The sequence below is a fragment of the Qipengyuania sp. L-5Y genome (assembly GCF_056859455.1).
In genome coordinates, this window is record NZ_JBSXOM010000029.1 from 82,284 (window position 1) to 102,874 (window position 20,591).

The window sequence follows — 20,591 nt, forward strand, 5'->3', positions numbered from 1 at the left end:
ATCAGAAGCGATAGCTCACGGTGCCCATCACATTGCGTTCGCTGCCGACGAAGCAGTCGCCCCGTGCGAGACAGGCCGAATAATAGCTCTTGTCGAACAGATTGGTCGCGTTGATGGCCACGCTCCAGTTCGCGAATGCGACTTCGGCCAACGCATCGACCAGGGTGAAAGACGGCGTGACGATGCCGTCCGGAAAAGCCGGTCCGAAGGATCGGTTCTTGCCGACATGGCGCACGCCAGCGCCCAGCAGCAGCGAGACGTCATCGCCCAGCGCAAAACCCTTCGTCGTCCAGAGCGATGCGTTGACCTTGGGCACATTATCGATCTGGCGATCGGTGCCGGCTATTTCGGCCTCGTTATAGCTCGCATTGGCGATGACGGTCAGCTCGCCGGGCAATGATGCGCTACTTTCGAACTCTATGCCTCTGGAATTAAGTTCGCCGATCTGGATCTGGTCGAAGGGGTCGGGGGTGCTGTCATCCGAAACGGGACGATTGCTTTCCCGGATGTCGTACCCGGTCACCGTGATCAGCACGGCGTCGGTCGGGTGGAATTTGATGCCCGCTTCGAACTGGCGCCCTGTCTTGGGAATGAAGGCTCTTCCGTCGCTGGCTGTACCTGCGATGGGCTCGAAGCTTTCGGTATAACTGAGGAAGGGCGAAACGCCCTCGACCACTTCGCCGATTATACCTGCCCGGAACGTCGTTGCAGAATCGCGCCGTGCAGGGCCGCCCATGCTTCTGGCGCTGGTCCAGTCACGCCGCGCACCGAGCACGATCGACACCCGGTCGGCAAAGCGGATCTGGTCCTGAAGGTAAATGCCCGCCTGATCCTGATCGACATCTTCGGCGACATAGGCAGGGCTGGGCAGGCCGCCACCAAAGTCGGACAGGGCGCCGTAATCGATATCGTAGATATCGAACACTTCGGTGGCGAAGCCGCCGGTCTTGTAAACCGAATTGGTGCTGTAATCGACGCCCGCCAATACCGTGTGCTCGATGCCCGCTCCCGTAGCGAAATCGAACTGCACGTTATTGTCGGTGGAGAAGATTTCCATCCGGGCGAGGGTTCCGTCCGCATACAGTCGCATCGTGCGCTGTTCGGGATCGGGCACGAAGCCGCCTTCGTCGTTGAGTACCGGTTGGCCGGTTGCCGGATCGAGCAGGACGAAGGGGTTTGCCTGGTTGGTATAGCTATCGGGATAATGCGTGAAATAAGTCAGGTCGCTGTCGATATACCTGGCTTTCAGATTGACCCGGACACCATCGCCGAAGCGATGCTCGAGCAGCGCGGTGCCCTGCAGCAGTCGGCCGTCGTACCGGTCCCATCCTGGTTTGCCGACAAACAGGTCGTTGGGAAGCTGCCCGTTGGGATTGGGCAGGATCGTGCCGACCAGCGGCAGGAACTGCGACGTCGAACCGCTGTCGTCTTCCTGGTAAAGGCCGATAAGGGTGAGTTCGGCGTCGGATGTCGGCTGGAAGGTGATGGACGGCGCGAACAGGATCCGGTCATCCGGCACGTAATCGGTCTGCGTATCGGCATCGCGGACCCGCGCGACGAACCGGGCTGCAACCGTATCGCTCACGGGGCCGGTTACATCGACCAGCGCTTCCTTGCGGTCGAACGAACCGTACCGCAGCGAAACCTCTCCCCCGGCTTCGAATTCCGGACGCTTGGACACGAGATTGATGATCCCGCCCAGCGCGCCCTGACCGAACAGGACCGACGCCGGGCCGCGCACCAGTTCGACCTGGTCGAAATTATACGGGTCGGAACGGATGCTGGCGTAATAGCTGAAAATGTCCCGCATACCGTCGCGGAACTGCAGCGCGTTGATCCCGCGCACCAAAGCGCCATCGACACGGCTGTCGGGGCCATACGGGTTGGCCGTCACGCCGGAAACATAGTTCAGCGTGTCGCCGATACTTACTGCGCCCTGCGCCAGATACAACTCGTCATCGATGACCGTTATCGGCTGCGGCGTTTCGATGATCGGCGTGTCCGTCTTCGTGGCGGTCGTACCTTGATCGCGCGCACCGGTCACGATGATGGTGCGCTGTTCGCTCTCGTCGGCAACGTTGGCCAGCGCCGGGACCGGGACAAGCGCCGTTGCGCACAGCACGGCGGACTTCAACATTCGCATTGTAAACCCTCACGTTCGAATATGAGGGCCCGCTACTGCGAATTAATTGCAAGAGTCAAGGCTAATGAGAATCATTCGCATATAAGTGACCGCTTGTCAGAGCATGGGCGTATTCGCTTCAATGCGCATATCGACGAGGGCAACCTGCGATCATTCGATGACCATCCTGTATCGCAGGGTGAAACTGGGATGCGCAGTTCCATTCGATGCCTTTAGCGTGCCCGAAGGGGAGAAACGGATACCCGTCACGGCAGGATCGAAGGGTGCTAGCGGGGAATAACCGGTGACGGTTCCGCCGGGCTGGTTGGAATAGGCGACGTTGCTTGCGCCGTTGAACGCAAGTCCGCTTACCGTCGCGCCATCGATAAAGACCGGTGGGAAATCCGTCCGCCATGCCAATGCGGCAGAGGGTATATCGACGAGCCGCAGGGTGGACGCGTCCGTTGGCGCATCGCCCGAATTGGTAACCGTCACCGTATATTCGATCACTGCCCCGGGGATCGCCTTTGGATTGGCGCTGCCGGTGGGGTCGGACACGATGCGCGACGTCTTGTCGACCGAAAGGATCGGCCGTGCCGCGGACCGGGTGTTCGTGATCGTGCAAGTGATAACATCCCCAAGTTGCGGGGTCAGCGCTCCCGTCGCGCCTCCCGCGGGCAGCGCCGTCGTCGATGTCGCATTGCGATTGGCGCATGCCAGCGTCGGAGAATAGCGGGCCAGTACGGTCGAACCGTTCGCAGTTTCCGAAAGCTGATAGGAATTACCGGCAATCGCGCCCAGCAGGCCTGTGGCGGCGGGCGTGGCCGTTGTTCCAGTTCCGGTCGTGGTAAAGCTTGCCAGCTCGGTATTCGCCGTCTGATTGCGGATTGCCAAGGTGAACTGATCGGTGCCGAAAATCCGGCCGGGCGCGGCGATCGCCGTGCGCAACTGCAGGCGTGGCAGCGGCGTGTTGGTGAAAACGCAGTCGACGAAATCGCCGAACTGCAACGTGCCGAAATTGTAACTGTTCGTCACCACGTCGCGGGGCAGGCTCGTGGTCGAACCGCTGTTGATGTTGGTGCAGGTCAAGCTGGCACGATAATCGGCCAGCGCACTGGTGCTGCCCGCCACCATGGCTTCGCGAAGCACGAGCGGCACGCCGGATGTCGAAGAGAAGACCGCGGCCGGAAACGGCCCGAGATCGGTTCCGCTCGTCTGTCCCGACGCATAGGTGGTCGCGCCGTTCTGGGATTCGATCACGAAGCGGAACTGGTCGTTGTCTGCGATCCGGGTCCCGGCGATCGTCTTGCTCAAGGTGATCGAGGCGAACCGTATCGCCAGCATCACGCCCTGCAGACCGGACCCTTGCATCGTGATGGTCACCGATGTGGGGTTCAGCGAACTGACGATATACGCGCCGACATTTCCTGTCTGGCCCCCACCGGCGGTGCGGAAAGTGGTTGTGTTGATCCCGGTGCTGACCGGATATTGCGTACCGCTGCGCGGTGCCACGCGGTCGAGCAACTGCCAGGCGCCGCCATTCGTCGTATATTGCTGGTATTCCGAATTGTCGGTCGATTCCGCATCGGCCACTACGAACGCATACTGGTTGGCCTGCGTCACCCCGCCGGGGGGAATGATGGCGATATTGGTCAGCGTCAGCGTCGTTACGGTACCATTCGTCGCTTGATAGAGGATCGGGCGTCCCGGAATGTTCAGGAAGCTGCTGTTGCCGACCGCCGCCCCGGTCCAGCTCGGCGCGGCCGCGCTGACCAGAGCGGTGCCGGTGGCGGTCGGCGTCACCGCGACCTGGAGCCGGAACGTCAGGCGCGATCCATCTGGCAGAACATAGCTCATCGGCTGCCCGGTGGAACGCGCCTGCGTATCGCTGTAATTGCTCATGTTGAGCCAGCAGTAGGTCTGCCACGACGACGGTGCCGCCCCGCGCGCGCCTGCTCGCGAACAATCCTGCGCACTGGCGTCCTGCGGGGCCAGCAGCATGACTGCGGCGATCAGGACGCACAGCGCGGCGATCCATTCCCTGGCGCGCCGGGCAAGGGGGCGGGCTACACCCGCAAAAGCGACACGCTGGCAAATCACGACGCTGCGCCCATAACCCGGGCGCGCTTAAACTACGGTAAATAACGTAGAAGCCTTTGCGCGGCACCCGCGCGTGACCGGTCCTATTGCGTGGCGGCGCGCAGACCCCTACACTCGCGCACATCCCCGGGGAGCCAGTGTTGGCTGAGAGGCAGGTGTCACGCCCTGCGACCCGTTGAACCTGAACCGATTAGCATCGGCGGAGGGAGTGGAGCGGCAACGGAATTCCGCTCTTTCTCCGCCTTGAGGAGAGCAAGCGCATGGCCGACATCAACAGCAAATTCGACATCGGCGTCACCACCGGCCCGATCCGTGGCAGCCGCAAGGTCCATGTCGGCGCGCAAAGCGGCAGCGGCGTGCGCGTCGCCATGCGGGAAATCGACCTCGAAGGCGGCGAACCCAGCATCCGCGTCTACGACACCTCCGGCCCCTATACCGATCCTGCCGCCACCATCGATATTCGCGCCGGGCTCGAACAGAAGCGCCGCGAATGGATCATGGCCCGCGGCGATGTCGAGGAATACGCCGCGCGCGAAGTGAAGCCGGAAGACAACGGCCAGCTTGGCCCCGACCGCTCCGGCGGCGTCCCGGCCTTCCCCAATGTCGCGAAGAAGGTCCTGCGCGCGAAACCCGGCATGAACGTCAGCCAGATGCACTACGCCCGCCGCGGCATCATCACACCGGAGATGGAGTATGTGGCCGAGCGCGAGAACCTCGGCCGCGCCATGCTGCGCGATGAAGCCGCCCGTCTCGAAGCGCGCAATGACGGCCAGCCCTGGGGCGCCAGCCTGCCCGATTACGTCACCCCGGAATTCGTGCGCGACGAGGTCGCCCGCGGCCGCGCGATCATCCCCTCCAACATCAACCACCCCGAAACAGAGCCCATGGCCATCGGGCGCAACTTTCTCGTCAAGATCAACGCCAATATCGGCAACTCCGCCGTCGCGTCCGATGTCGCCAACGAGGTCGACAAGATGGTCTGGTCGATCCGCTGGGGTGCGGACACCGTCATGGATCTGTCGACTGGCCGCAACATCCACGACACGCGCGAATGGATCATCCGCAACTCGCCCGTCCCCATCGGCACCGTCCCGATCTATCAGGCGCTGGAAAAGGTCGGCGGCATTGCGGAGGACCTGACCTGGGAGATCTTCCGCGACACGCTGATCGAACAGGCCGAACAGGGCGTCGACTATTTCACCATCCACGCCGGCGTGCGCCTGCCCTATGTGCCCATGACCGCCAAGCGCGTCACCGGCATCGTCAGCCGCGGCGGCTCGATCATGGCGAAATGGTGCCTCGCGCATCACAAGGAGAGCTTCCTCTACGAGCGCTTCGACGAGATCACCGAGATCATGAAGGCCTACGACATCGCCTATTCGCTGGGCGACGGCCTGCGCCCCGGCAGTATCGCGGACGCCAATGACGAAGCCCAGTTCGCCGAGCTCTACACGCTGGGCGAACTGACCAAGCGCGCCTGGGAGCAGGACGTGCAGGTGATGATCGAAGGCCCCGGCCACGTGCCGATGCACAAGATCAAGGAGAACATGGACAAGCAGCTCGAAGCCTGCGGCGAAGCCCCCTTCTACACATTGGGCCCGCTCGTCACCGATATCGCGCCGGGGTACGACCACATCACCAGCGGCATCGGCGCGGCGCAGATCGGCTGGTACGGCACCGCGATGCTCTGCTACGTCACGCCCAAGGAACACCTTGGCCTGCCCGACCGCGACGATGTGAAGGTCGGCGTGGTGACCTACAAGCTCGCCGCCCACGCCGCCGACCTCGCCAAGGGCCACCCCGCCGCCAAGGTCCGCGACGATGCGCTTTCGAAAGCCCGCTTCGAATTCCGCTGGCGCGACCAGTTCAACCTCAGCCTCGACCCCGACACGGCCGAACAATATCACGACCAGACCCTCCCCGCAGAAGGCGCCAAGACCGCGCATTTCTGCTCCATGTGCGGCCCGAAATTCTGCTCGATGAAGATCACGCAGGAAGTGCGCGACTTCGCCGCCAAGCAGAACTCGGACAGCTATCTGGCGAGCGAGAACATCAAGCGCGAGACCTCAGCCGAAGAAGCCGAGGAAGCGCGCGAGGGGATGGAGGAGATGAGCAAGGTGTATCGCGAGAAGGGCGAGAAGTTGTATTTGCCGGAGGAAGAGTCTAGCTAGAATTTCCCATTAAAGGCATTGATATGACGATTACTATCGGCTTTCGGTCCTCGCCGAAAGAAGTCAGCTTCGCGGTTTACGATTCAGAAGATCGGCGGGTTTTGAATGTCGAAACCCTACTTGTACCGATGGCCTTTGATGAGCCGCAGGCGCTGAAATTCGTACGTTCGAATGTATTAGACATTCTTCGCGAATACTCTGTGGAGTATGCTGGGATTCGCCTGACCGAACCTGCCGCCCAATCGATAGATTTTCGGAGAATACACATCGAAGGCGTGATTCAAGAGGCGTTCGCTAGCAGTTCACTCCTCGGTTTCTACGCTGGCCCCATAGCTGTGATTTCGCGCCTACTCGGAATAGATCGCACTCAGTTTAAGCCTGCTGTCGGCGGTGAGAATGTTTTGGAAATCGAGAACTGGGGCGAGATGAAGGCCAATCAACGGGAAGCCATATTAGCTGCAGTGGGGGCCAGTCGTGTTTAAACCTTACACCCGCGCGCAGGTGGATTTCGAACTCCGTGATTCTATTGGTGACGAAGGCAAAAATTCAGAAGCGTATGTAGCCTACGATCCGCAAATTGACGCGACCATAGTGATCAAGGTAATCGAGAAAGCAAAGATAGAGGAGGATTTATACTTCGCTGAATCTCAGACGATGTATCGTTCCTCGCATCCCAATGTCGTTCCTATCCTCTATGCGTGTCAGGACGATGATAAGATTTACATAGCAATGCCGTACCTAGAAAATGGATCGGTAAAGGCTTTAATCTCTGAACGGTATCTCACCGTCAGAGAGGTGGTTTCGCTATCATGCCAAGTGCTCAGCGGATTGCACAACGTGCACTCCAAGCGCCTCGTTCATTTCGACGTAAAACCAGATAACATTCTGCTGACCGATAGAGGTGAGGCCGTTCTATCCGATTTCGGGCTCGCAAAAGCTATGGCTGCCAATGGGGCAGCGGAGCAGGATCGTTTCTATTTCAAGAATAGGCCCCCCGAAGCCCTTCGGGGCGGTTACGAGTTCGGTCCAACTTTTGACATATATCAGTTCGGGCTGTCGCTTTATCGCATGTTGAACGGGGATGATGCATTTTACGGCCAGTTTGGCGCCTTTTTTAACGATGCGGGCCAATTTGACAGAGATGCATTCAAGTTTGCCGTTAGGAATGGTCGTTTCCCGGATAGAGGGTACTTTCTGGAGCATATACCTGAGCGATTGCGCCGAGTTTGTAAGAAGTGCCTCTCTCCAAATCCCGACGACCGATATCAGTCTGCCGTTCAAGTCAGCAATGACCTCGCGAAGGTTGACCTTTCCTACATGGATTGGGCGTACACGGAGAACGAGGGTTGTAGAACTTGGAATAAGAACGTAGAGGGAACAGAGTACGAATTTGTGGTTCAACCGACTGGAGTCACGGAAATGACAAAATCGGTTAACGATGGCGCCGCACGTCGCATTCGAAAGTACTGCAGCGGCGGTATGACTAACAGAGAAATTCGGACTGCACTCGGCGAAGCCTCGTGAAAAAGGCCATTCGGAACCGGCCTAAGTCCTATTTGACGCGTTCGAAACTCGTTTCTGTCGGCGCAAAGGGATTGAATGCTAACCGAAAAAAGGTTGCGAAGCGGAGATCGAAGTTGGCCACCGAACCTATGGATCCTTGGGGTTATATAAGCTTGGTAGATTAGCCTTCTAAGGAGTTCCCAGAGAGTTCCGGGAGCAGTCTACTTATTCCGCCGGAACCAGCTTCTCCACCAGCGCACTGAGTTCGCTCGGCGTGGTATGGCCGGCGACGATCTCGTGGTAGCCAATGCCCGCCTTGCGTGGTTCTCGTCCTATCGCTGCGCTGCTTGAGGACGGACTTCCTTCTTCACCGCATCGCGTGCGGCGGCGCGTGCCAGCCCCACGCAACCTTCCACCCCGCCCGCCGTTGTTGCAATGCAGCATCCTCGCTGCCGGAGTATCTTCCATGACCAAGGCCATCAAAAAATCTTCGGCAAAAACCTGGCCCGAACTCGCGATCGAGGGGTGGGTGCTGGGGGCGGAGATGTCGGCGGTGATCTGGCTGCGCACGCTACGGATGATGACAGGGGGCAGGCTGGCGACACGCGAGGCGGAGCGGGCGGTGAGCGAGAAAATTACCGCTGCGATGACTCTCGTTCCCACCATCATGGCAGGCGGCGTGAACCAGTCCGCGGAGGAGGCGACGGGCCGCGCCATCGCGCATTACTGCAGGCCGGTTCGCGCCAATCGCAGGCGCTTGAGCCGGTAAGACCCCGTACAGCCGACGATGCGCCACGTTGGTCCTCGCAAGCCCTCGCCCGGTGGTAAGATAAGCCACCCCGAATCGATCTCGGAACTCTCGCGAATCCCCACCCGTTGGTCTTGCAAAGGAGGCCAACAATGGCACGCAATACAGGTGACGAACACCGCATCGGCTCGGTCGACGATCGCAGTCAGGTTAAGAACACCGCGACGGGCAAATGGACCAAGCGCAATCGTGAGGACGGCTCGGCAGATGCGGGGCAGTTCATGGATGTCAAATCGGATGGCGAGCCGTTCAAGGGCGTCGCCAAGGAACGCGACGGGCGGCGCAGCGACGAGGAGTGATCGCTGCACGCCCCACTGGCCAGCGCGCGTCGATGCGCCCATAGGCACCGGCATGGCCGATCTCTATCTCAAGAATCTCGAATCCGAACGCCGCCAGCTCTGGGCGACTTGCCGCCTCAAGGGGTTGGCCAAGGACACGCCCGAGCGGCAGCGGATCGCCGCGATCGACGAAGCGATTGCCGCGCATAAGGCCAAGAAATCGGGCTGACCCTGCTCAGCCCTTGCGGCCCATCGCGGTCAGCACCTTGTCGAGCGCCTGCAGGAAACGCGAACGGTCGGCCTTGCTGAAGGGCGGTGGGCCGCCCCCGATCCCGTCCATTCCGGCGCGCAGATCCGCCATGATCGCGCGCGTGGCCACCGCACCGCCGATGCTGGCGGCATCGAACGGCTTGCCGTTGTGCGCCAGCACCTGCGCGCCTTCTTTCAGGCAGCGCTCGGCCAGCAGTATATCCGCCGTGATCACCACGGTACGTGGGCTCGCATTGTCGGCAATCCAGTCGTCCGCGGCGTCGAAACCGTCGCTCACCACCACGCGCTTTACGCGCTCGCTCACCGGCACGCGGAAGATGTCGTTGCTGACCACGCGCACATGCGCGCCATGGCGCTCGGCCACGCGGTAGATCTCGTCCTTCACCGGGCAGGCGTCGGCATCGACCAGGATGGTTGCCGGCATATCGCCGCTATCGTCGGGGCCGGGTCGATCGGGGGATTGGGGCGCGGGCATCGGTGCCGCCTTAGCACCGCATGCCGCCCGCGCATACTTCGGCCGCTTCAAGGCGTGCCGCAGCCTCAGCTGTTCTTCATATTCTCCAGGCCCTTGATCGCACCCGGCTTTTGCGATGGTTGGGACGCGTTGGTCTTGATCTTTTCCTTTTTCGGCTTGCGCGCTTCTCGGCTCTTCTTTGCTTGGCCTTTGGCCATGATCGTTTCCAGTCGGGGCGGCATGCCCCGCACGCACCCTACGCTCTTTCCCGCAATCGCCTGCATCAATTCGGCAGACGCCGGGAAACCCGCCCCGCCGCGGTCCGGCCCGGCGAATGCAAGGACGGCCTAGCGCCGCCCCATCCGGGCCATCAGCGATACGAAGAATGCCGTCGACCAGCCGAGCAGCAGGATGCCGTTGATCCCCTCGATCGCGGCGACCAGTTGCCACGCCCGCTCCAGCCCCTCGTCGTCATAACCGATCGTGGCATAGGTGATGGTGCTGAAATACACCGATATGTGCAGGTCCGGCAGCGCGCCCGTCAGCCAGTAGAGCAGGGCGTAAAGCCAGATCTCGACCCCGTGGATAGCAAACAGGCCCATCACCAGCGCAAAGGTGAATATCATGCCCGGCAGGCTCACGGGCGAAAGGTGTTCCTGCCGTTCCTCGCGCTGTTCGATCCGCAGCAGCCGGTTCAGCAGCACCAGGCCGCCCCCATGGATCGCCACCGTTGCCAGCACCATGCCCGTCGCAATCGCAAGTTGCTCGATCATCCCGGCCCCTCCTGCCCCGGCAATAGCATATCCGGGCTGCGCGCACAGTCGCTCCGTCATGGCCGGATTGCAGGAAGGGTGCGCCCGCACACCGAAAAGCCCGCCCCGGATCGCTCCGGGACGGGCCTTCGCAAAAAACGGAAAATTGCGCTGCGCTTACATCGTCGTGTTGTTGACAGCGCTCATGTCGGCGTCGGGCAGGGCCGCCAGATCGGCGGCACTCATGGATGTCTGGACATCGCCGTCGGTGGCATTGCCGCGCAGGGTCAGGCCATCCATCGGAATTTCGACCCAGCGGTCGGGATCGGTGTCTTCCAGTTCGATCACCAGCCCGGTCACGGTGCCATTGTCGTCGCGGCGAACCAGCGCGACATCGCCCAGATCGGTACCGTCGGCAGTTACCAGATCGGCATCCAGCAATTGCGCTTCGGTCATGCCAAGTGCGGCCTCGTCCGTACCGGCGGCTACCGCGCTGCGGTCGGCTTCCATTTCAATCTGGTCGTCCATGGTGTCGGCTTGCTGTTCGGCCGGCGTTTCACCGCAGGCGGCCGTCAGGGCAGTGGCGCCGACGATGCTCAAAAGGATTGGCTTGGGCAGTTTCATGAACGGTTCCTTTCACTTTTGTCATGTGTCCAATGCTCGTCGCGTCCCCGCGTTCCGCCCGGACGGCGTGGTGCCGGGAACGCAGGCGCGCATACCGGCGTTTGCTGGAAATGAAGATCCTTGCACCCCTCGCCGCCGCACTCGCCATCCCTCTGGCGGCCTGTGCCACCGTACCCTCCAGCGCCGATGTGGTGACGGTTTCGGGCGAAGCGACCTATCGCGAACGCATCGCCCTGCCGCCGCAGTCGGTGATGTCCGTGCGGATCGAAGATGTCTCGCGCGCCGATGCGCCCGCCACGGTTCTGGCCGAAGAAATCATGCCCACCAACGGGCGTCAGGTGCCGTTGCCCTTCAGTGTGGAGGTGCCGCGCGATGCCTTGCAGGGTGCCGTGCGCACGACCGCTCGCGTGCGGATCGAAGATGGCTCGGGCCAGCTCCTCTGGATCACCGATACCAATACCCCCGTCGCGCCGACGGCGGGCAGCGACCGCGTGGATCTCGGCAGCCTGATGCTTGTGCGCACGCCCGGCTGATACGAAAACATTTTCCTACACACCCGGTTTTGTGGCTCATCCTGCAGGATGACCGATGAAACCGACGCGCCACCTTCCTCTCCCGCCCGCCCGAACAGGCGGGGGCGGCAGTGCAATGCCGATTATCGCTGGACCGTGCCCAAGGTGAAGGTCTTCCTTCTCGCGCTCGAACAATGCGGGCGCGTGGCGGAGGCGGCGCAGGCCGTGGGGATGAGCCGGCAGTCGGCCTATGCGCTGCGCGCCCGGCTCGACGGGCCGAAATTCCGCGAAGCGTTCGAAGGCGCCCGGCGCATGGGGTTGCGGGCCCGCGCGGCTGCCAGCAGGCAGCGTCTGCACGCGGCCCGCTCGTGCTGGGAAGGGCCGGGCCTTGCCGCGCTCGACTATCTGCGCGCAGCCCCCTCGCAAGCTGACATATCCGGGGCCTATGCCGACATGCTGGCCGCGCAAGCCGACATGCGGGCCGAACAAGCTGACATGATAATGCCTCAAGCTGACGCTGCGGACCCGTAAGCCGACGCCTGGTCGCACAAGCCGACAAAGTTTTCTCCCTGGACTGTGTAACACCCGGTCCATGTCTCCTCCCGACGCTGCACCGAACCCGGTCGGAAAGTTGCTCATTCGCGTCGAAAATGCGGACCGGAATGCGCCTGCCGGGCGTTGAATAGACAAGCATGCAAAAGGAGAGACAACGCCATGCAATTCCAGTTCAATTCGGACAGCAGCGTCATGGGCACGGACGACGTCGCCGAGCGCATCGAAGCACAGGTGCGCGAAAAACTGACGCGGTTCGAAGAACGCCTCACCCGCCTCGAAGTGCACGTCCACAACGAACACCATCACACCCATGGCAATGATGACAAGGGCTGCACCATCGAAGCACGTCCCCGCGGCGGCAAGCCGATCGGCGTGACCGAGCATGGCTCTTCCGTGGATGCCGCTGCGCGCAAGGCGGCCAGCACCATGGCCCAGCGCCTCACCCGCCTGTTCGGCAAGGAAGCGAAGCACCGGCATGAAGCCCGCCCCGAAAAAGTGATGTAACAGCGCGCGCCCATGCACCGACAGTGCGAGTGGCCACATGTCATTCGTCGCGTCGGTGCACCGGCTCGCCACATTGTGGCAGCATTTGGGCACATTCAGCCGCGGCGCTCGTTGGATGGAGCGACGATAAGGTCGGCACCGCCGGCCAATACGTTCTCGGAACCAATAGAAAAGGGACCCCGATATGAATAAGCTCGCAATAGCACTCGCCTCGGCCGCAACGCTCGCCATCGCCGCCTGCGCCGAAGAACCTGCCGATAATTCCGCCATGGACACTGATGCCGCCGCTGCGGATCAGATGGCCAACGACACCACCACCGAACCCGGCACCATCGTGGAAGTCGCTCAGGGCAACCCGGATTTCTCCATGTTGGTCTCGGCCGTCACGGCAGCGGATCTCGGTGCAACCCTCTCGGGTGACGGACCCTACACGGTATTCGCACCGACCAATGCTGCGTTTGAAAAGGTGCCCAAAGCAACCCGTGACGAACTGCTCAGCCCGGCTGGCAAGTCGGACCTGACCGGTATTCTCACATATCACGTAGTCGAAGGCGCAACGCCTGCCAGCGAACTGACGCAGGCAATCGAGGGCGCCGGTGAAGACGGCTATGAAATCACCACCGTGAACGGTGCCAAGCTGACTGCGACCATGGAAGGCGGCAATGTCGTTCTTACCGACGCGGCTGGCAACAAGGCCACCGTCACCATGACGGATGTCGAAGCGTCGAATGGCGTCATCCATGCGATCGACACTGTGATGATGCCGTCGTAATCGACTGTTGATCTGAAAATGCGAAGGGCGATCCGTTAGGGTCGCCCTTTTCTATGTGGGTGACGGGTTCACGCCGCGGCGCTGATCCACGATCAGCCCCACGACCATCACGATCAGGCACGGGAGGGACCAGAACCCTGCGATGCGCTCGGCCACCATATGGGGGGTGGGCGGAAGCACAACGGCCAATACGGTGAACACGACCGATGTCATATGAAACGCCGCAAACCAGATGGGCCAGTATCGGCCGCTCGACAATGCGTATCGCATCACGACGACCAAAAGCAGCACATCGACGGCTGCGACGAGGGGAAGGGAAATGCGCTCCTGCAAGAACAGGCTCGCGCCAGCCGAAATTAGCGCTGCTGCCGCAATCGCAATAATTACCCTGCGGTCATGGCGATTACCCGCCTGCCATCCGAGTGTCAGTGCCGTGAGCAGAAACAGCCAGAAGGCAAGCAGGAAAATCACGTCCATGGTCAGGCAGCCAGATCCACGGCAACATCGTCTGAAAGGCGAGCGCTTGCTTCATGAAGCGGTGGGCATCCGAACGCCACCGTTTCCAGATTGGACGCATTCTGGATCTTGATCAGTTCTCGGGTGGCGCGGCTCAGGTCTTCCCGGCTGCTGATCGCTTTCGTCAGTCCCGTTCCGGCCATTGCAAGGGCGCCCTGCGCCGTACTGATGGGAAGGCGTGACGCTTTGCTCACCTCGACAATGCTGGCGCATAGATGTGCAAGCGACATCACGGCCTGATCGACTGCCTCGACCGATTTCTGCGTATCGCTGGCGACTACCTGGCCCGCTGCTGGTTCGATATCATGCATGGTTATGTCCTTTCTCGCCGTCTCCACGATTGGAGAATGCAGGGGGCATGAAATCATCCGGATACTTGCCTGACCATCTCGGAAAGGCCCAAAATGAACACAACCGCGAGGCAGGTCAGCATCAGGCTGAGGATGCCGATGCGGATTATCCATATGATACGATCTTTGGTCGACGCTGCGTTTACCCCGCCTCCGATCGGAGGGAAAATGGGAAGATAGCCTGATCTCCGGTAAACTTCGCTAGGGCGAGGGAGCGGGCTCAGGTGATGCTGGCGCTTATCGCGCGACGGTGCTTGAGGAGGTTCGGTGCCTTCCGAGACTTCCACAAGCTCTTGATCGTGAACGAGGGAAACAGCTTCCAGACGACTGTGAACGCCCAAATTTTCAAGCGCAGCCGAAATGTGCTGGTCTACTGTACGCGGGGAAATGCCCAGTTCACGGGCGATCTGCTTTGAGCTCAGCCCATCCTGAAGCAGCAGCATACATTCTTTCTGGCGCCCAGTTAATGGATCGTCCTGATGCTGCGGTGCTGCTCGCATCTATTCCTTTCCTCCATTGTCGAACGAATTTCCAGGATGCGGAAATGTTCCCACGATTGGGTATGAAATATAAGTATAATATGGTCTAGCCGCGCAAGCATTTCGTAAAATTCCAAAAGCCACGCGGCCGACTCTCGCTCTGATTTGCGATCGTTGGGGAACCAGCGGCCCTGACAGGCGCTAATGTCGTCATGAGATATCTAGCCATTCCTCTCGCCGCGGCTCTTTTGTCCGCGTGCTCATCGCAGGACGATAACCCTTCTGCTGCGATGCAATCCGAGGCAGCTACCGAAGCCATCGCCAGTCCCGCATCTGACAAAACCGTGGCGCCCAAGCCAAAAACACTGACGCTTGAGGGGCTGGGTGGCCTGACAATTGGGCAGCCGGTACCCGCCAACAGCAGTTTTACTGCGGGCGACGGTCAGATTGGAAATGGGTGCGAAACCCTGTCATCTCCCGAATGGCCGGGGGTTTACGCCATTCGAACCAACGGAGAAGTGCGCCGCATTTCAGTCGCTGATGGTAGCGGCGTAAAGCTCATTGAAGGTATTGGTCCAGGTTCGACCATCGAGGACGTGCGTGCTGAATTCCCGAGCTTCCGGGAAGAGCCTCACAAATATACCGGTCCTGAAGGCAGATACCTTACCCAGCCCGGCGATGAGCCCAGACTTCGGTTCGAGATTAACCCGGACGGGAAGGTTTCCATCATCCATGTCGGTGTGATGCCCGAGCTGGGTTATGTTGAAGGCTGTGCCTAAATTATCGCCGTCGCTGTTCTACCAAGCGAGCGCCCACACAGACCAGTTTACTGCGTGACCGCGGGGCGCGGCGAGATAGGAAGAGGTTCTCCAATCTCGGCATCGCTTCTGCGCACATTATCAGAGCCTGGAGGTCGCTGGCTCTTAATTGAGGCGTCGGCCACCTGCATTTTTGCGCGAACAGATTTGATCGCGGGCGCCTCTTTCGACCCGGTTTCTGCGTTTTCGCTGAATGCGTTCTTTGTCCGATCGGATTGATAGGCGCGATCGAACGCTTCAATAGCTCGATTATTTGTGGGGTGCCAGTCCGCCAAACGATCAATCTCGTTATTGTCGAGTTCCCATTCCTGCTTGGTATCGACCCCGCTTTCGTCGAACGGGCCGCGCCATTCATTTCGTGAATTACGCAAGCGCCCATGCCTGGCCAATTCGGCAACGGGAATAGTCCCGGAGGGTGTCACCAATGGATAGTGATTGGGCAGTTTTCGGCTGTCAGATAGCTGGTAATCCCCAATGGCAGAATTTCCCGACATGTCGGGAAGAACTTTAGTCGGCTTTTTCAGACTAGTTGTTGAGCCGATGGAGGATCCGCCTAACGCCCCCGCGCACACGACGGCAAACACGGCGGGGGCGGCGTACCAGACGAAATTGAGGCGCGTCGACTTCATGTATGCAGTGTTTCATCTGCATACCCGCAAGGCAAGCCATTGGTACGTTCCGTTCTATTGGCCGGTCCTTCGCAGGGGGGAAAAGATATGTGCGAATTAAGGGTGATGGAGCTTATAGGGGACCTGGCTTCTCTCCCGGCTGCCGCATTCTTCAAGGCAGACAAACAGTGGGAAGGCGCAAAAACGCATTGGTTATCACAGGAAAAGCGATGAAGTTGCAGATTCTAGTGGCAAGCTCTTTGATCTTGCTGGCTGCTTGTACCGCGGACGATGGGGCGTCGAACAGCGTGAAGGATGGTGGCACATTCGATGCGATCTCGGCTGGTGAGGTCATCCACTATACTGGAACTGAGCCGTTCTGGGGAGGCGCATCCGGAGCGGGCATGGCCACATATTCCACCCCCGAAAATCCTGACGGAAGTGAATTTCCGGTTGAACGTTTTGCTGGCAATAACGGCCTTGGCATCAGCGGCAGCCTGAACGGAGCGAGCTTCGATCTGATGATCACTCCCGGCGAATGCTCCGATGGCATGAGCGACCGCATCTTTCCCTATACTGCCACCCTGCTTGTCGGTGGGGAGCAACGGCAAGGGTGCGCGTGGACGGACAGCCAGCCCTTTAGCGGGCCCGAGGCTCCGTAGTGGGCAACGTTCCCCGGATGCCACGCTGGCTCGGCCTTGCCGGTTTGTTGCCTCAGTTCATCTGTGTCGCTGTCCTCTATTGGGGGCCAGATTATAGCCGTGAACCGGCACAGATCATCAGCGTAGCTTATGCCGCACTGATCCTGGCTTTTCTGGGTGGAACATGGTGGGGAATAGCAGCCATGGCCCCGGCCGCTGAGCGCAGGCGGGCTCTTGGCTGGGTTTGGATTGCAGCGGTTTTGCCGGCTCTTGTCGGACTTGCTTGTTTCCTACCCTGGCTTCTGGGTTGGGAATGGCCTGAGCCGTCGCTGATCATGCTCGCCGGCGGGCTTCTTGTCAGCCTCGGTGTCGATGCAAAGCTAAACTCTCTCGCGCCGCCATGGTGGATGGCACTGCGGGTGCCGCTATCTATCGGCTTGGGACTACTGACCCTAGCAGCCGCATTGGCCTAGCTTGAGGTGACACCAGCGGCGTCAAGTTCGCGGCCTAGCCTGCCCGTCAGCCACAACCACCACATCTGGAAGTCGGCCCTGAAGCTCCACAACGGGTAGGTGAACGTCGCGGGCCGGTTCTTCTCATGAGCAAAATGCGCGATCCATGCGAAGAAATAGCCAGCTACCGGCATAGCGAGCAACCACCACCATCTTCCTGTCACCACGGCGCCGATCGCTACCGCCACGACCAAGCTGGTGCCGATATAATGCAACGCGCGTGTGCCGGGGCGGGAGTGTTCGCGTAGATAAAAGGGCCAGAACTCGGCAAAGGTGGTGTAACGCTCTGCCATCACTGCAAGCCTGGTATCTCGATTTGCGCGGAATTGGGCGCGTCGGGCATCATCAATTGGCTCGTTTCCGGTGCCGCACTTCTGGCAGTGGTCGAACCGGGTGCCGAACCGATCGCCGTGCAGCTGCGGCCGGCGAGGAAATCGAGCGCCGTAGCGATGGAAGCTTCCCGGGGATCGCCCAACTGTCTCGAGATATCGTCCTCGGCCCGGCATGTCCGCGGCATCACACTGGCGAGGCCGTCATAGTAATCCCCGCCGCCGTTCGCATTCACTGTGCGAAATGCGACGACCCGAAAGCGATCGTCGCAGGCTGAACGGTCGCGCGCGATCTGGCCGACCGGCTTGCCGAAGGTATCGGACCCGACAAGCGCGATATTGTTGCCGAGGTAGGGAATAAACGCATTCGGTACCAATTCGCTGGCTGATGCCGTGCCGTCGGTACCGATTACGGCGATCTTGGTCGCCGAGATTGCTTGCGGCTCGGAATTGAACAGGCGCGTTTCGTCGAACTGGCTTTGGGAATCGCGGAATACGGTTTTGCTGAACACCTGACCGACCTTGTCAGACGCCAGTAGATCGCCAAGCAATTCGGCGACCGAAACGAGACCCCCGCCGTTATAACGGAAATCGAGGATGATCTGGGTTACGCCCTCGTCTCGGAACACCTGAAATGCTTCCCGTAACTGGCGAGTGGCATCTTCAATAATGAAGGTTCGCAAGTTAACGTAGCCGACCCTGGTACCGCCATTGTCGAAGATCTTGGCACCATATCGATCCGAAATCGGATCGAGCGAGAATTCGGTTTTCGTCACCGATGCTGTCAGTTCGCTGCCGTCGGGCTGACGCACGGTCAGTTCACGGGTTACGCCCGGATCGCTAGGGCCCAGCGCATTCACCACGGCTTGCGGCCCGCCACTGGCCATAAGCTGGCTGACGCTTTGCCCATTGATCGCGATGATCTCGCTGCCGCGGTCGATCCCTTCGGCCAGTGCCGGAGCGCTCTCGAACGCTTCCACCACGAAAACCTGCTGAGATGCCTGTTGGTAAGACAGCCGGATGCCGAAGCCTGCGCTCGACCCGCTACTGATGAGGGCATTCTCTTCCGCGATCGACGTGATGTAGGTGAAAAACCGGTCGCGCTGCTGGGCGCGGGCTGGCGCAACCAGAGCATCAATATAGCTTTGGACCGTCGAATAGTTTGCACGGTTAACGGTCTGATCGATCAGGGTGGGGAACAGATAAAATTCGTTCAGCTGCTGAAGCGCCCAGTCCTGCCGACTTGCGAGAGAGCAGGCATCGGCAATGGTGCCACCGCCAGTAGTCCCGCCAGTTCCGGTGTTGCCGCCGCCGCTACTGGAATTACCACCGCCCCCGCATGCGGCCAGTGAGACTGCCAATGTTGCGCTTAGAACGGTGCGACCCAACCCCATAATCCTGCTCCCCTTGCTATCCGCCTTAAATCCCGACGATCGGCCTTCTTCTGACCATGACGGCTTAATTGAGGGGGAGCAATAGCACGAATAAACGCCTGCAAGGCCCATTTCCCCGTAAAATCGGTGCAAATTTCGCCCCATGGGATGGTTTGCACCCCCGAGCTATGCCTTAAGGGCAGGCCGAAAGATGCCCGCAATAGCGGAAAAGAGGAGATTTCATGGCGAGCGGCGTAGCGCCTTGGGTGCTGAATGCGGTTGGCGGGGTTCCCGTCGGCCATACTCTAACACTGGAGAAGGTTGCCGACGAGCGCGTGCTTGGACGCGGCGGCTTTGCATTGACCAGCGCAGCTTTTCAAAACGGCGGCGAACTCGACCCATCGTTTACGGCGATCGAGGAGGACGCGGTCGCTCCTCCGCTGGAGTGGACGTCGCCGCCCCCAGGGGCCCAGGAAATTGTTCTCGTGGCAGAGGATGCCGACAAGGGTCATGTCCACTGGACGGTCTGGGGCCTTCCCCCGCAGAAGGGCAAGCTGATGGAGGGCGAAACGCCCCCCCGCACCGGCAAGAACGCGCACGGTAATTCGGAATGGCTGTTGCCCGATCCTCCGCTGGGCGAGGAACACCGGTATGTCTTTCAGCTTTTCGCGATTGATCTCCCGCTCACACTGATGCCGGGGGCAACGCATGAGGAACTCGTCCGCAATCTGGACGGACACGTGACCGCCGCTGCGGTTCTCACCGCCCGGTTCGAAGGCCATGAGGTCGAGGAACTGGACGTCGAGGATCTCGGCGACGTAGATTGAAGCATAGCCTAGGAAAGGATTAGTCATGGCTGGCAAGAACAACGCACTGCAGAAGCCGGTAAATCTATCGCCGGAACTGGAGAATGTCGTGGGTAAGGGTCCGATGACCCGTGCGCAGGTCACCTCCAAGGTGTGGGATCACATCAAGGCTAACGACCTTCAGGATTCCAAGGACAAGCGCATGATCAACCCCGACGACAAGCTCGGCGCGGTGATCGGCAAGGAACAGATCTCCATGTTCAAGATGACGGGCGCCGTCTCGAAGCACATGAGCTGACGACTGGCTATCGGCGGTGTAACGGCCAGTCCGTTACGCCGCCGGTCCATAGCGCGAGCCAGACCAGGATCGGCTGTGCGATCATCCTCGGCATGTGATAGCCGAGCCCAAATCCGCCATCGGGGCGGGCCATATCCAAAGCGAAATGATGGATATTGGCGGGGAATACGCAAACGGCATAAACTGCAAGGCCGATCGCTCCGGCCCTCCGCAAAGCCAGACTTACCGGTTGCATCAACGCCGCCGCGCCCAGCAGTTCGGCAATCCCCGTCCAGAAAACCACTGCGTGCGGCATCGGCACCCAGCCCGGCATAATCGACAGAAAAGGCTGTGGGTCGGCCAGATGGATGACGCCTGCAAACGCATAGAAGGCTGCCAGTAGCCAACGAAGTCCGGTCCTGATCATGAGCCTCGCTATCAGTATGCGATTGCAGGT

At 60.4% G+C, this 20,591-nt stretch carries 28 protein-coding genes and 1 riboswitch; of the genes, 15 read left to right on the forward strand and 13 right to left on the reverse strand.

Annotated features, from left to right (window positions below; translation table 11 throughout):
• Position 1: 1 nt before the first annotated feature.
• Together AC13F2_RS09320 and AC13F2_RS09325 are read right to left on the reverse strand one after the other, a co-directional pair.
• Positions 2-2,143, reverse strand: a complete 2,142-nt coding sequence (locus AC13F2_RS09320; RefSeq protein ID WP_482964293.1) for a TonB-dependent siderophore receptor — start codon at positions 2,141-2,143, stop codon at positions 2-4.
• A gap of 150 nt (positions 2,144-2,293) precedes the next feature.
• On the reverse strand, positions 2,294-4,222 hold the full coding sequence (locus AC13F2_RS09325) for a CshA/CshB family fibrillar adhesin-related protein (RefSeq protein ID WP_482964292.1): 1,929 nt from the start codon (positions 4,220-4,222) through the stop codon (positions 2,294-2,296).
• Positions 4,223-4,339: 117 nt separating this feature from the next.
• A riboswitch (TPP riboswitch) is annotated at positions 4,340-4,448 on the forward strand.
• Positions 4,449-4,482: 34 nt separating this feature from the next.
• Between AC13F2_RS09325 and thiC the strand changes: the two genes are divergently transcribed.
• The 6 genes from thiC (at position 4,483) to AC13F2_RS09355 (ending at position 9,211) form a co-directional block, all read left to right on the forward strand.
• Complete coding sequence (gene thiC, locus AC13F2_RS09330; protein WP_482964291.1) at positions 4,483-6,393, forward strand: phosphomethylpyrimidine synthase ThiC; 1,911 nt, start codon at positions 4,483-4,485, stop codon at positions 6,391-6,393.
• A gap of 23 nt (positions 6,394-6,416) precedes the next feature.
• Positions 6,417-6,875: a hypothetical protein gene (locus AC13F2_RS09335; protein ID WP_482964290.1), complete on the forward strand. Its 459-nt coding sequence runs from the start codon at positions 6,417-6,419 to the stop codon at positions 6,873-6,875.
• Positions 6,868-7,917 (forward strand): serine/threonine-protein kinase, encoded by a 1,050-nt coding sequence (locus AC13F2_RS09340; RefSeq protein WP_482964289.1) that lies wholly within the window; start codon positions 6,868-6,870, stop codon positions 7,915-7,917. The genes AC13F2_RS09335 and AC13F2_RS09340 overlap by 8 nt, the downstream gene beginning before the upstream one ends.
• A gap of 445 nt (positions 7,918-8,362) precedes the next feature.
• Positions 8,363-8,665 (forward strand): hypothetical protein, encoded by a 303-nt coding sequence (locus AC13F2_RS09345; RefSeq protein WP_482964288.1) that lies wholly within the window; start codon positions 8,363-8,365, stop codon positions 8,663-8,665.
• A gap of 131 nt (positions 8,666-8,796) precedes the next feature.
• Positions 8,797-9,003, forward strand: a complete 207-nt coding sequence (locus AC13F2_RS09350; RefSeq protein WP_272019792.1) for a hypothetical protein — start codon at positions 8,797-8,799, stop codon at positions 9,001-9,003.
• Between the two features lie 52 nt (positions 9,004-9,055).
• Positions 9,056-9,211: a hypothetical protein gene (locus tag AC13F2_RS09355; RefSeq protein WP_173829928.1), complete on the forward strand. Its 156-nt coding sequence runs from the start codon at positions 9,056-9,058 to the stop codon at positions 9,209-9,211.
• Positions 9,212-9,217: 6 nt separating this feature from the next.
• Here the strand turns inward: AC13F2_RS09355 and AC13F2_RS09360 are convergent, their stop codons facing one another.
• The 4 genes from AC13F2_RS09360 to AC13F2_RS09375 all read right to left on the reverse strand — a co-directional run bounded on the left by AC13F2_RS09360 (position 9,218) and on the right by AC13F2_RS09375 (position 11,082).
• Positions 9,218-9,676: a YaiI/YqxD family protein gene (locus AC13F2_RS09360; protein WP_482964320.1), complete on the reverse strand. Its 459-nt coding sequence runs from the start codon at positions 9,674-9,676 to the stop codon at positions 9,218-9,220.
• A 116-nt stretch (positions 9,677-9,792) separates the two neighbouring features.
• Positions 9,793-9,924 carry a hypothetical protein gene (locus AC13F2_RS09365; protein ID WP_255548735.1) on the reverse strand — a complete coding sequence of 44 codons (132 nt, stop codon included), beginning with the start codon at positions 9,922-9,924 and terminating at the stop codon, positions 9,793-9,795.
• A 129-nt stretch (positions 9,925-10,053) separates the two neighbouring features.
• The gene (locus tag AC13F2_RS09370) at positions 10,054-10,479 is read right to left on the reverse strand and encodes an ion channel (protein WP_103022292.1); all 426 of its coding nucleotides are present in this window, start codon (positions 10,477-10,479) and stop codon (positions 10,054-10,056) included.
• A gap of 156 nt (positions 10,480-10,635) precedes the next feature.
• A complete protein-coding gene (locus tag AC13F2_RS09375; protein WP_482964287.1) occupies positions 10,636-11,082 on the reverse strand; it encodes a PRC-barrel domain containing protein in 447 nt (148 codons plus the stop codon).
• Between the two features lie 110 nt (positions 11,083-11,192).
• On the opposite strand from AC13F2_RS09375, the gene AC13F2_RS09380 reads away from it, so the two are divergent.
• From AC13F2_RS09380 to AC13F2_RS09395, 4 genes are all read left to right on the forward strand, one after another.
• Positions 11,193-11,615, forward strand: a complete 423-nt coding sequence (locus AC13F2_RS09380) for a YbaY family lipoprotein (protein ID WP_482964286.1) — start codon at positions 11,193-11,195, stop codon at positions 11,613-11,615.
• 48 nt (positions 11,616-11,663) lie between these two features.
• A complete protein-coding gene (locus AC13F2_RS09385; protein ID WP_482964285.1) occupies positions 11,664-12,125 on the forward strand; it encodes a hypothetical protein in 462 nt (153 codons plus the stop codon).
• Between the two features lie 183 nt (positions 12,126-12,308).
• Positions 12,309-12,653, forward strand: a complete 345-nt coding sequence (locus AC13F2_RS09390) for an HPF/RaiA family ribosome-associated protein (protein ID WP_103022295.1) — start codon at positions 12,309-12,311, stop codon at positions 12,651-12,653.
• Positions 12,654-12,837: 184 nt separating this feature from the next.
• Positions 12,838-13,425, forward strand: coding sequence for a fasciclin domain-containing protein (locus tag AC13F2_RS09395; protein WP_482964284.1), 588 nt, complete (start codon positions 12,838-12,840; stop codon positions 13,423-13,425).
• Positions 13,426-13,476: 51 nt separating this feature from the next.
• On the opposite strand, the gene AC13F2_RS09400 is transcribed toward AC13F2_RS09395, so the two are convergent.
• The 3 genes from AC13F2_RS09400 to AC13F2_RS09410 are packed head-to-tail and all read right to left on the reverse strand — an operon-like array spanning position 13,477 to position 14,791.
• Positions 13,477-13,902, reverse strand: coding sequence for a hypothetical protein (locus tag AC13F2_RS09400; protein WP_482964283.1), 426 nt, complete (start codon positions 13,900-13,902; stop codon positions 13,477-13,479).
• 2 nt (positions 13,903-13,904) lie between these two features.
• On the reverse strand, positions 13,905-14,252 hold the full coding sequence (locus tag AC13F2_RS09405) for a hypothetical protein (protein WP_221596238.1): 348 nt from the start codon (positions 14,250-14,252) through the stop codon (positions 13,905-13,907).
• A 53-nt stretch (positions 14,253-14,305) separates the two neighbouring features.
• Positions 14,306-14,791, reverse strand: coding sequence for a helix-turn-helix domain-containing protein (locus AC13F2_RS09410; RefSeq protein WP_482964282.1), 486 nt, complete (start codon positions 14,789-14,791; stop codon positions 14,306-14,308).
• A gap of 269 nt (positions 14,792-15,060) precedes the next feature.
• On the opposite strand from AC13F2_RS09410, the gene AC13F2_RS09415 reads away from it, so the two are divergent.
• Positions 15,061-15,549, forward strand: a complete 489-nt coding sequence (locus AC13F2_RS09415) for a hypothetical protein (RefSeq protein ID WP_482964281.1) — start codon at positions 15,061-15,063, stop codon at positions 15,547-15,549.
• Between the two features lie 47 nt (positions 15,550-15,596).
• Here AC13F2_RS09415 and AC13F2_RS09420 read toward each other — a convergent pair whose 3' ends face one another.
• On the reverse strand, positions 15,597-16,217 hold the full coding sequence (locus tag AC13F2_RS09420) for a hypothetical protein (RefSeq protein ID WP_482964280.1): 621 nt from the start codon (positions 16,215-16,217) through the stop codon (positions 15,597-15,599).
• 209 nt (positions 16,218-16,426) lie between these two features.
• On the opposite strand from AC13F2_RS09420, the gene AC13F2_RS09425 reads away from it, so the two are divergent.
• Together AC13F2_RS09425 and AC13F2_RS09430 are read left to right on the forward strand one after the other, a co-directional pair.
• Entirely contained in the window at positions 16,427-16,858 is a 432-nt protein-coding gene (locus tag AC13F2_RS09425; RefSeq protein WP_301642160.1) for a COG3650 family protein, read from the forward strand.
• A gap of 17 nt (positions 16,859-16,875) precedes the next feature.
• On the forward strand, positions 16,876-17,310 hold the full coding sequence (locus AC13F2_RS09430) for a DUF3429 domain-containing protein (RefSeq protein WP_222828369.1): 435 nt from the start codon (positions 16,876-16,878) through the stop codon (positions 17,308-17,310).
• Here AC13F2_RS09430 and AC13F2_RS09435 read toward each other — a convergent pair.
• Together AC13F2_RS09435 and AC13F2_RS09440 are read right to left on the reverse strand one after the other, a co-directional pair.
• Positions 17,307-17,642, reverse strand: a complete 336-nt coding sequence (locus AC13F2_RS09435) for an Mpo1-like protein (protein WP_103022304.1) — start codon at positions 17,640-17,642, stop codon at positions 17,307-17,309. The two genes, AC13F2_RS09430 and AC13F2_RS09435, sit on opposite strands and share 4 nt — an antisense overlap.
• Complete coding sequence (locus AC13F2_RS09440) at positions 17,642-19,039, reverse strand: S41 family peptidase (protein WP_482964279.1); 1,398 nt, start codon at positions 19,037-19,039, stop codon at positions 17,642-17,644. Before AC13F2_RS09440 ends, AC13F2_RS09435 begins: the two co-directional genes overlap by 1 nt.
• 254 nt (positions 19,040-19,293) lie before the next feature.
• On the opposite strand from AC13F2_RS09440, the gene AC13F2_RS09445 reads away from it, so the two are divergent.
• Complete coding sequence (locus tag AC13F2_RS09445; protein ID WP_103022306.1) at positions 19,294-19,878, forward strand: YbhB/YbcL family Raf kinase inhibitor-like protein; 585 nt, start codon at positions 19,294-19,296, stop codon at positions 19,876-19,878.
• A gap of 25 nt (positions 19,879-19,903) precedes the next feature.
• Positions 19,904-20,155: an SWIB/MDM2 domain-containing protein gene (locus tag AC13F2_RS09450; protein ID WP_067463687.1), complete on the forward strand. Its 252-nt coding sequence runs from the start codon at positions 19,904-19,906 to the stop codon at positions 20,153-20,155.
• A gap of 7 nt (positions 20,156-20,162) precedes the next feature.
• Here AC13F2_RS09450 and AC13F2_RS09455 read toward each other — a convergent pair whose 3' ends face one another.
• Entirely contained in the window at positions 20,163-20,561 is a 399-nt protein-coding gene (locus AC13F2_RS09455) for a DoxX family protein (RefSeq protein ID WP_482964278.1), read from the reverse strand.
• Positions 20,562-20,591: the final 30 nt, after the last annotated feature.

Excerpts from the sequence above, each read along its gene's own strand:
- AC13F2_RS09320 (WP_482964293.1), bottom strand. The coding sequence starts at position 2,143 with ATGCGAATGTTGAAGTCCGCCGTGCTGTGCGCAACGGCGCTTGTCCCG.
- thiC (WP_482964291.1), top strand. The coding sequence starts at position 4,483 with ATGGCCGACATCAACAGCAAATTCGACATCGGCGTCACCACCGGCCCG.
- AC13F2_RS09335 (WP_482964290.1), top strand. The coding sequence starts at position 6,417 with ATGACGATTACTATCGGCTTTCGGTCCTCGCCGAAAGAAGTCAGCTTC.
- AC13F2_RS09345 (WP_482964288.1), top strand. The coding sequence starts at position 8,363 with ATGACCAAGGCCATCAAAAAATCTTCGGCAAAAACCTGGCCCGAACTC.
- AC13F2_RS09350 (WP_272019792.1), top strand. The coding sequence starts at position 8,797 with ATGGCACGCAATACAGGTGACGAACACCGCATCGGCTCGGTCGACGAT.
- AC13F2_RS09355 (WP_173829928.1), top strand. The coding sequence starts at position 9,056 with ATGGCCGATCTCTATCTCAAGAATCTCGAATCCGAACGCCGCCAGCTC.
- AC13F2_RS09360 (WP_482964320.1), bottom strand. The coding sequence starts at position 9,676 with ATGCCGGCAACCATCCTGGTCGATGCCGACGCCTGCCCGGTGAAGGAC.
- AC13F2_RS09365 (WP_255548735.1), bottom strand. The coding sequence starts at position 9,924 with ATGGCCAAAGGCCAAGCAAAGAAGAGCCGAGAAGCGCGCAAGCCGAAA.
- AC13F2_RS09370 (WP_103022292.1), bottom strand. The coding sequence starts at position 10,479 with ATGATCGAGCAACTTGCGATTGCGACGGGCATGGTGCTGGCAACGGTG.
- AC13F2_RS09375 (WP_482964287.1), bottom strand. The coding sequence starts at position 11,082 with ATGAAACTGCCCAAGCCAATCCTTTTGAGCATCGTCGGCGCCACTGCC.
- AC13F2_RS09380 (WP_482964286.1), top strand. The coding sequence starts at position 11,193 with ATGAAGATCCTTGCACCCCTCGCCGCCGCACTCGCCATCCCTCTGGCG.
- AC13F2_RS09385 (WP_482964285.1), top strand. The coding sequence starts at position 11,664 with ATGACCGATGAAACCGACGCGCCACCTTCCTCTCCCGCCCGCCCGAAC.
- AC13F2_RS09390 (WP_103022295.1), top strand. The coding sequence starts at position 12,309 with ATGCAATTCCAGTTCAATTCGGACAGCAGCGTCATGGGCACGGACGAC.
- AC13F2_RS09395 (WP_482964284.1), top strand. The coding sequence starts at position 12,838 with ATGAATAAGCTCGCAATAGCACTCGCCTCGGCCGCAACGCTCGCCATC.
- AC13F2_RS09400 (WP_482964283.1), bottom strand. The coding sequence starts at position 13,902 with ATGGACGTGATTTTCCTGCTTGCCTTCTGGCTGTTTCTGCTCACGGCA.
- AC13F2_RS09405 (WP_221596238.1), bottom strand. The coding sequence starts at position 14,252 with ATGCATGATATCGAACCAGCAGCGGGCCAGGTAGTCGCCAGCGATACG.
- AC13F2_RS09410 (WP_482964282.1), bottom strand. The coding sequence starts at position 14,791 with ATGCGAGCAGCACCGCAGCATCAGGACGATCCATTAACTGGGCGCCAG.
- AC13F2_RS09415 (WP_482964281.1), top strand. The coding sequence starts at position 15,061 with ATGCAATCCGAGGCAGCTACCGAAGCCATCGCCAGTCCCGCATCTGAC.
- AC13F2_RS09420 (WP_482964280.1), bottom strand. The coding sequence starts at position 16,217 with ATGAAGTCGACGCGCCTCAATTTCGTCTGGTACGCCGCCCCCGCCGTG.
- AC13F2_RS09425 (WP_301642160.1), top strand. The coding sequence starts at position 16,427 with ATGAAGTTGCAGATTCTAGTGGCAAGCTCTTTGATCTTGCTGGCTGCT.
- AC13F2_RS09430 (WP_222828369.1), top strand. The coding sequence starts at position 16,876 with ATGCCACGCTGGCTCGGCCTTGCCGGTTTGTTGCCTCAGTTCATCTGT.
- AC13F2_RS09435 (WP_103022304.1), bottom strand. The coding sequence starts at position 17,642 with ATGGCAGAGCGTTACACCACCTTTGCCGAGTTCTGGCCCTTTTATCTA.
- AC13F2_RS09445 (WP_103022306.1), top strand. The coding sequence starts at position 19,294 with ATGGCGAGCGGCGTAGCGCCTTGGGTGCTGAATGCGGTTGGCGGGGTT.
- AC13F2_RS09450 (WP_067463687.1), top strand. The coding sequence starts at position 19,904 with ATGGCTGGCAAGAACAACGCACTGCAGAAGCCGGTAAATCTATCGCCG.
- AC13F2_RS09455 (WP_482964278.1), bottom strand. The coding sequence starts at position 20,561 with ATGATCAGGACCGGACTTCGTTGGCTACTGGCAGCCTTCTATGCGTTT.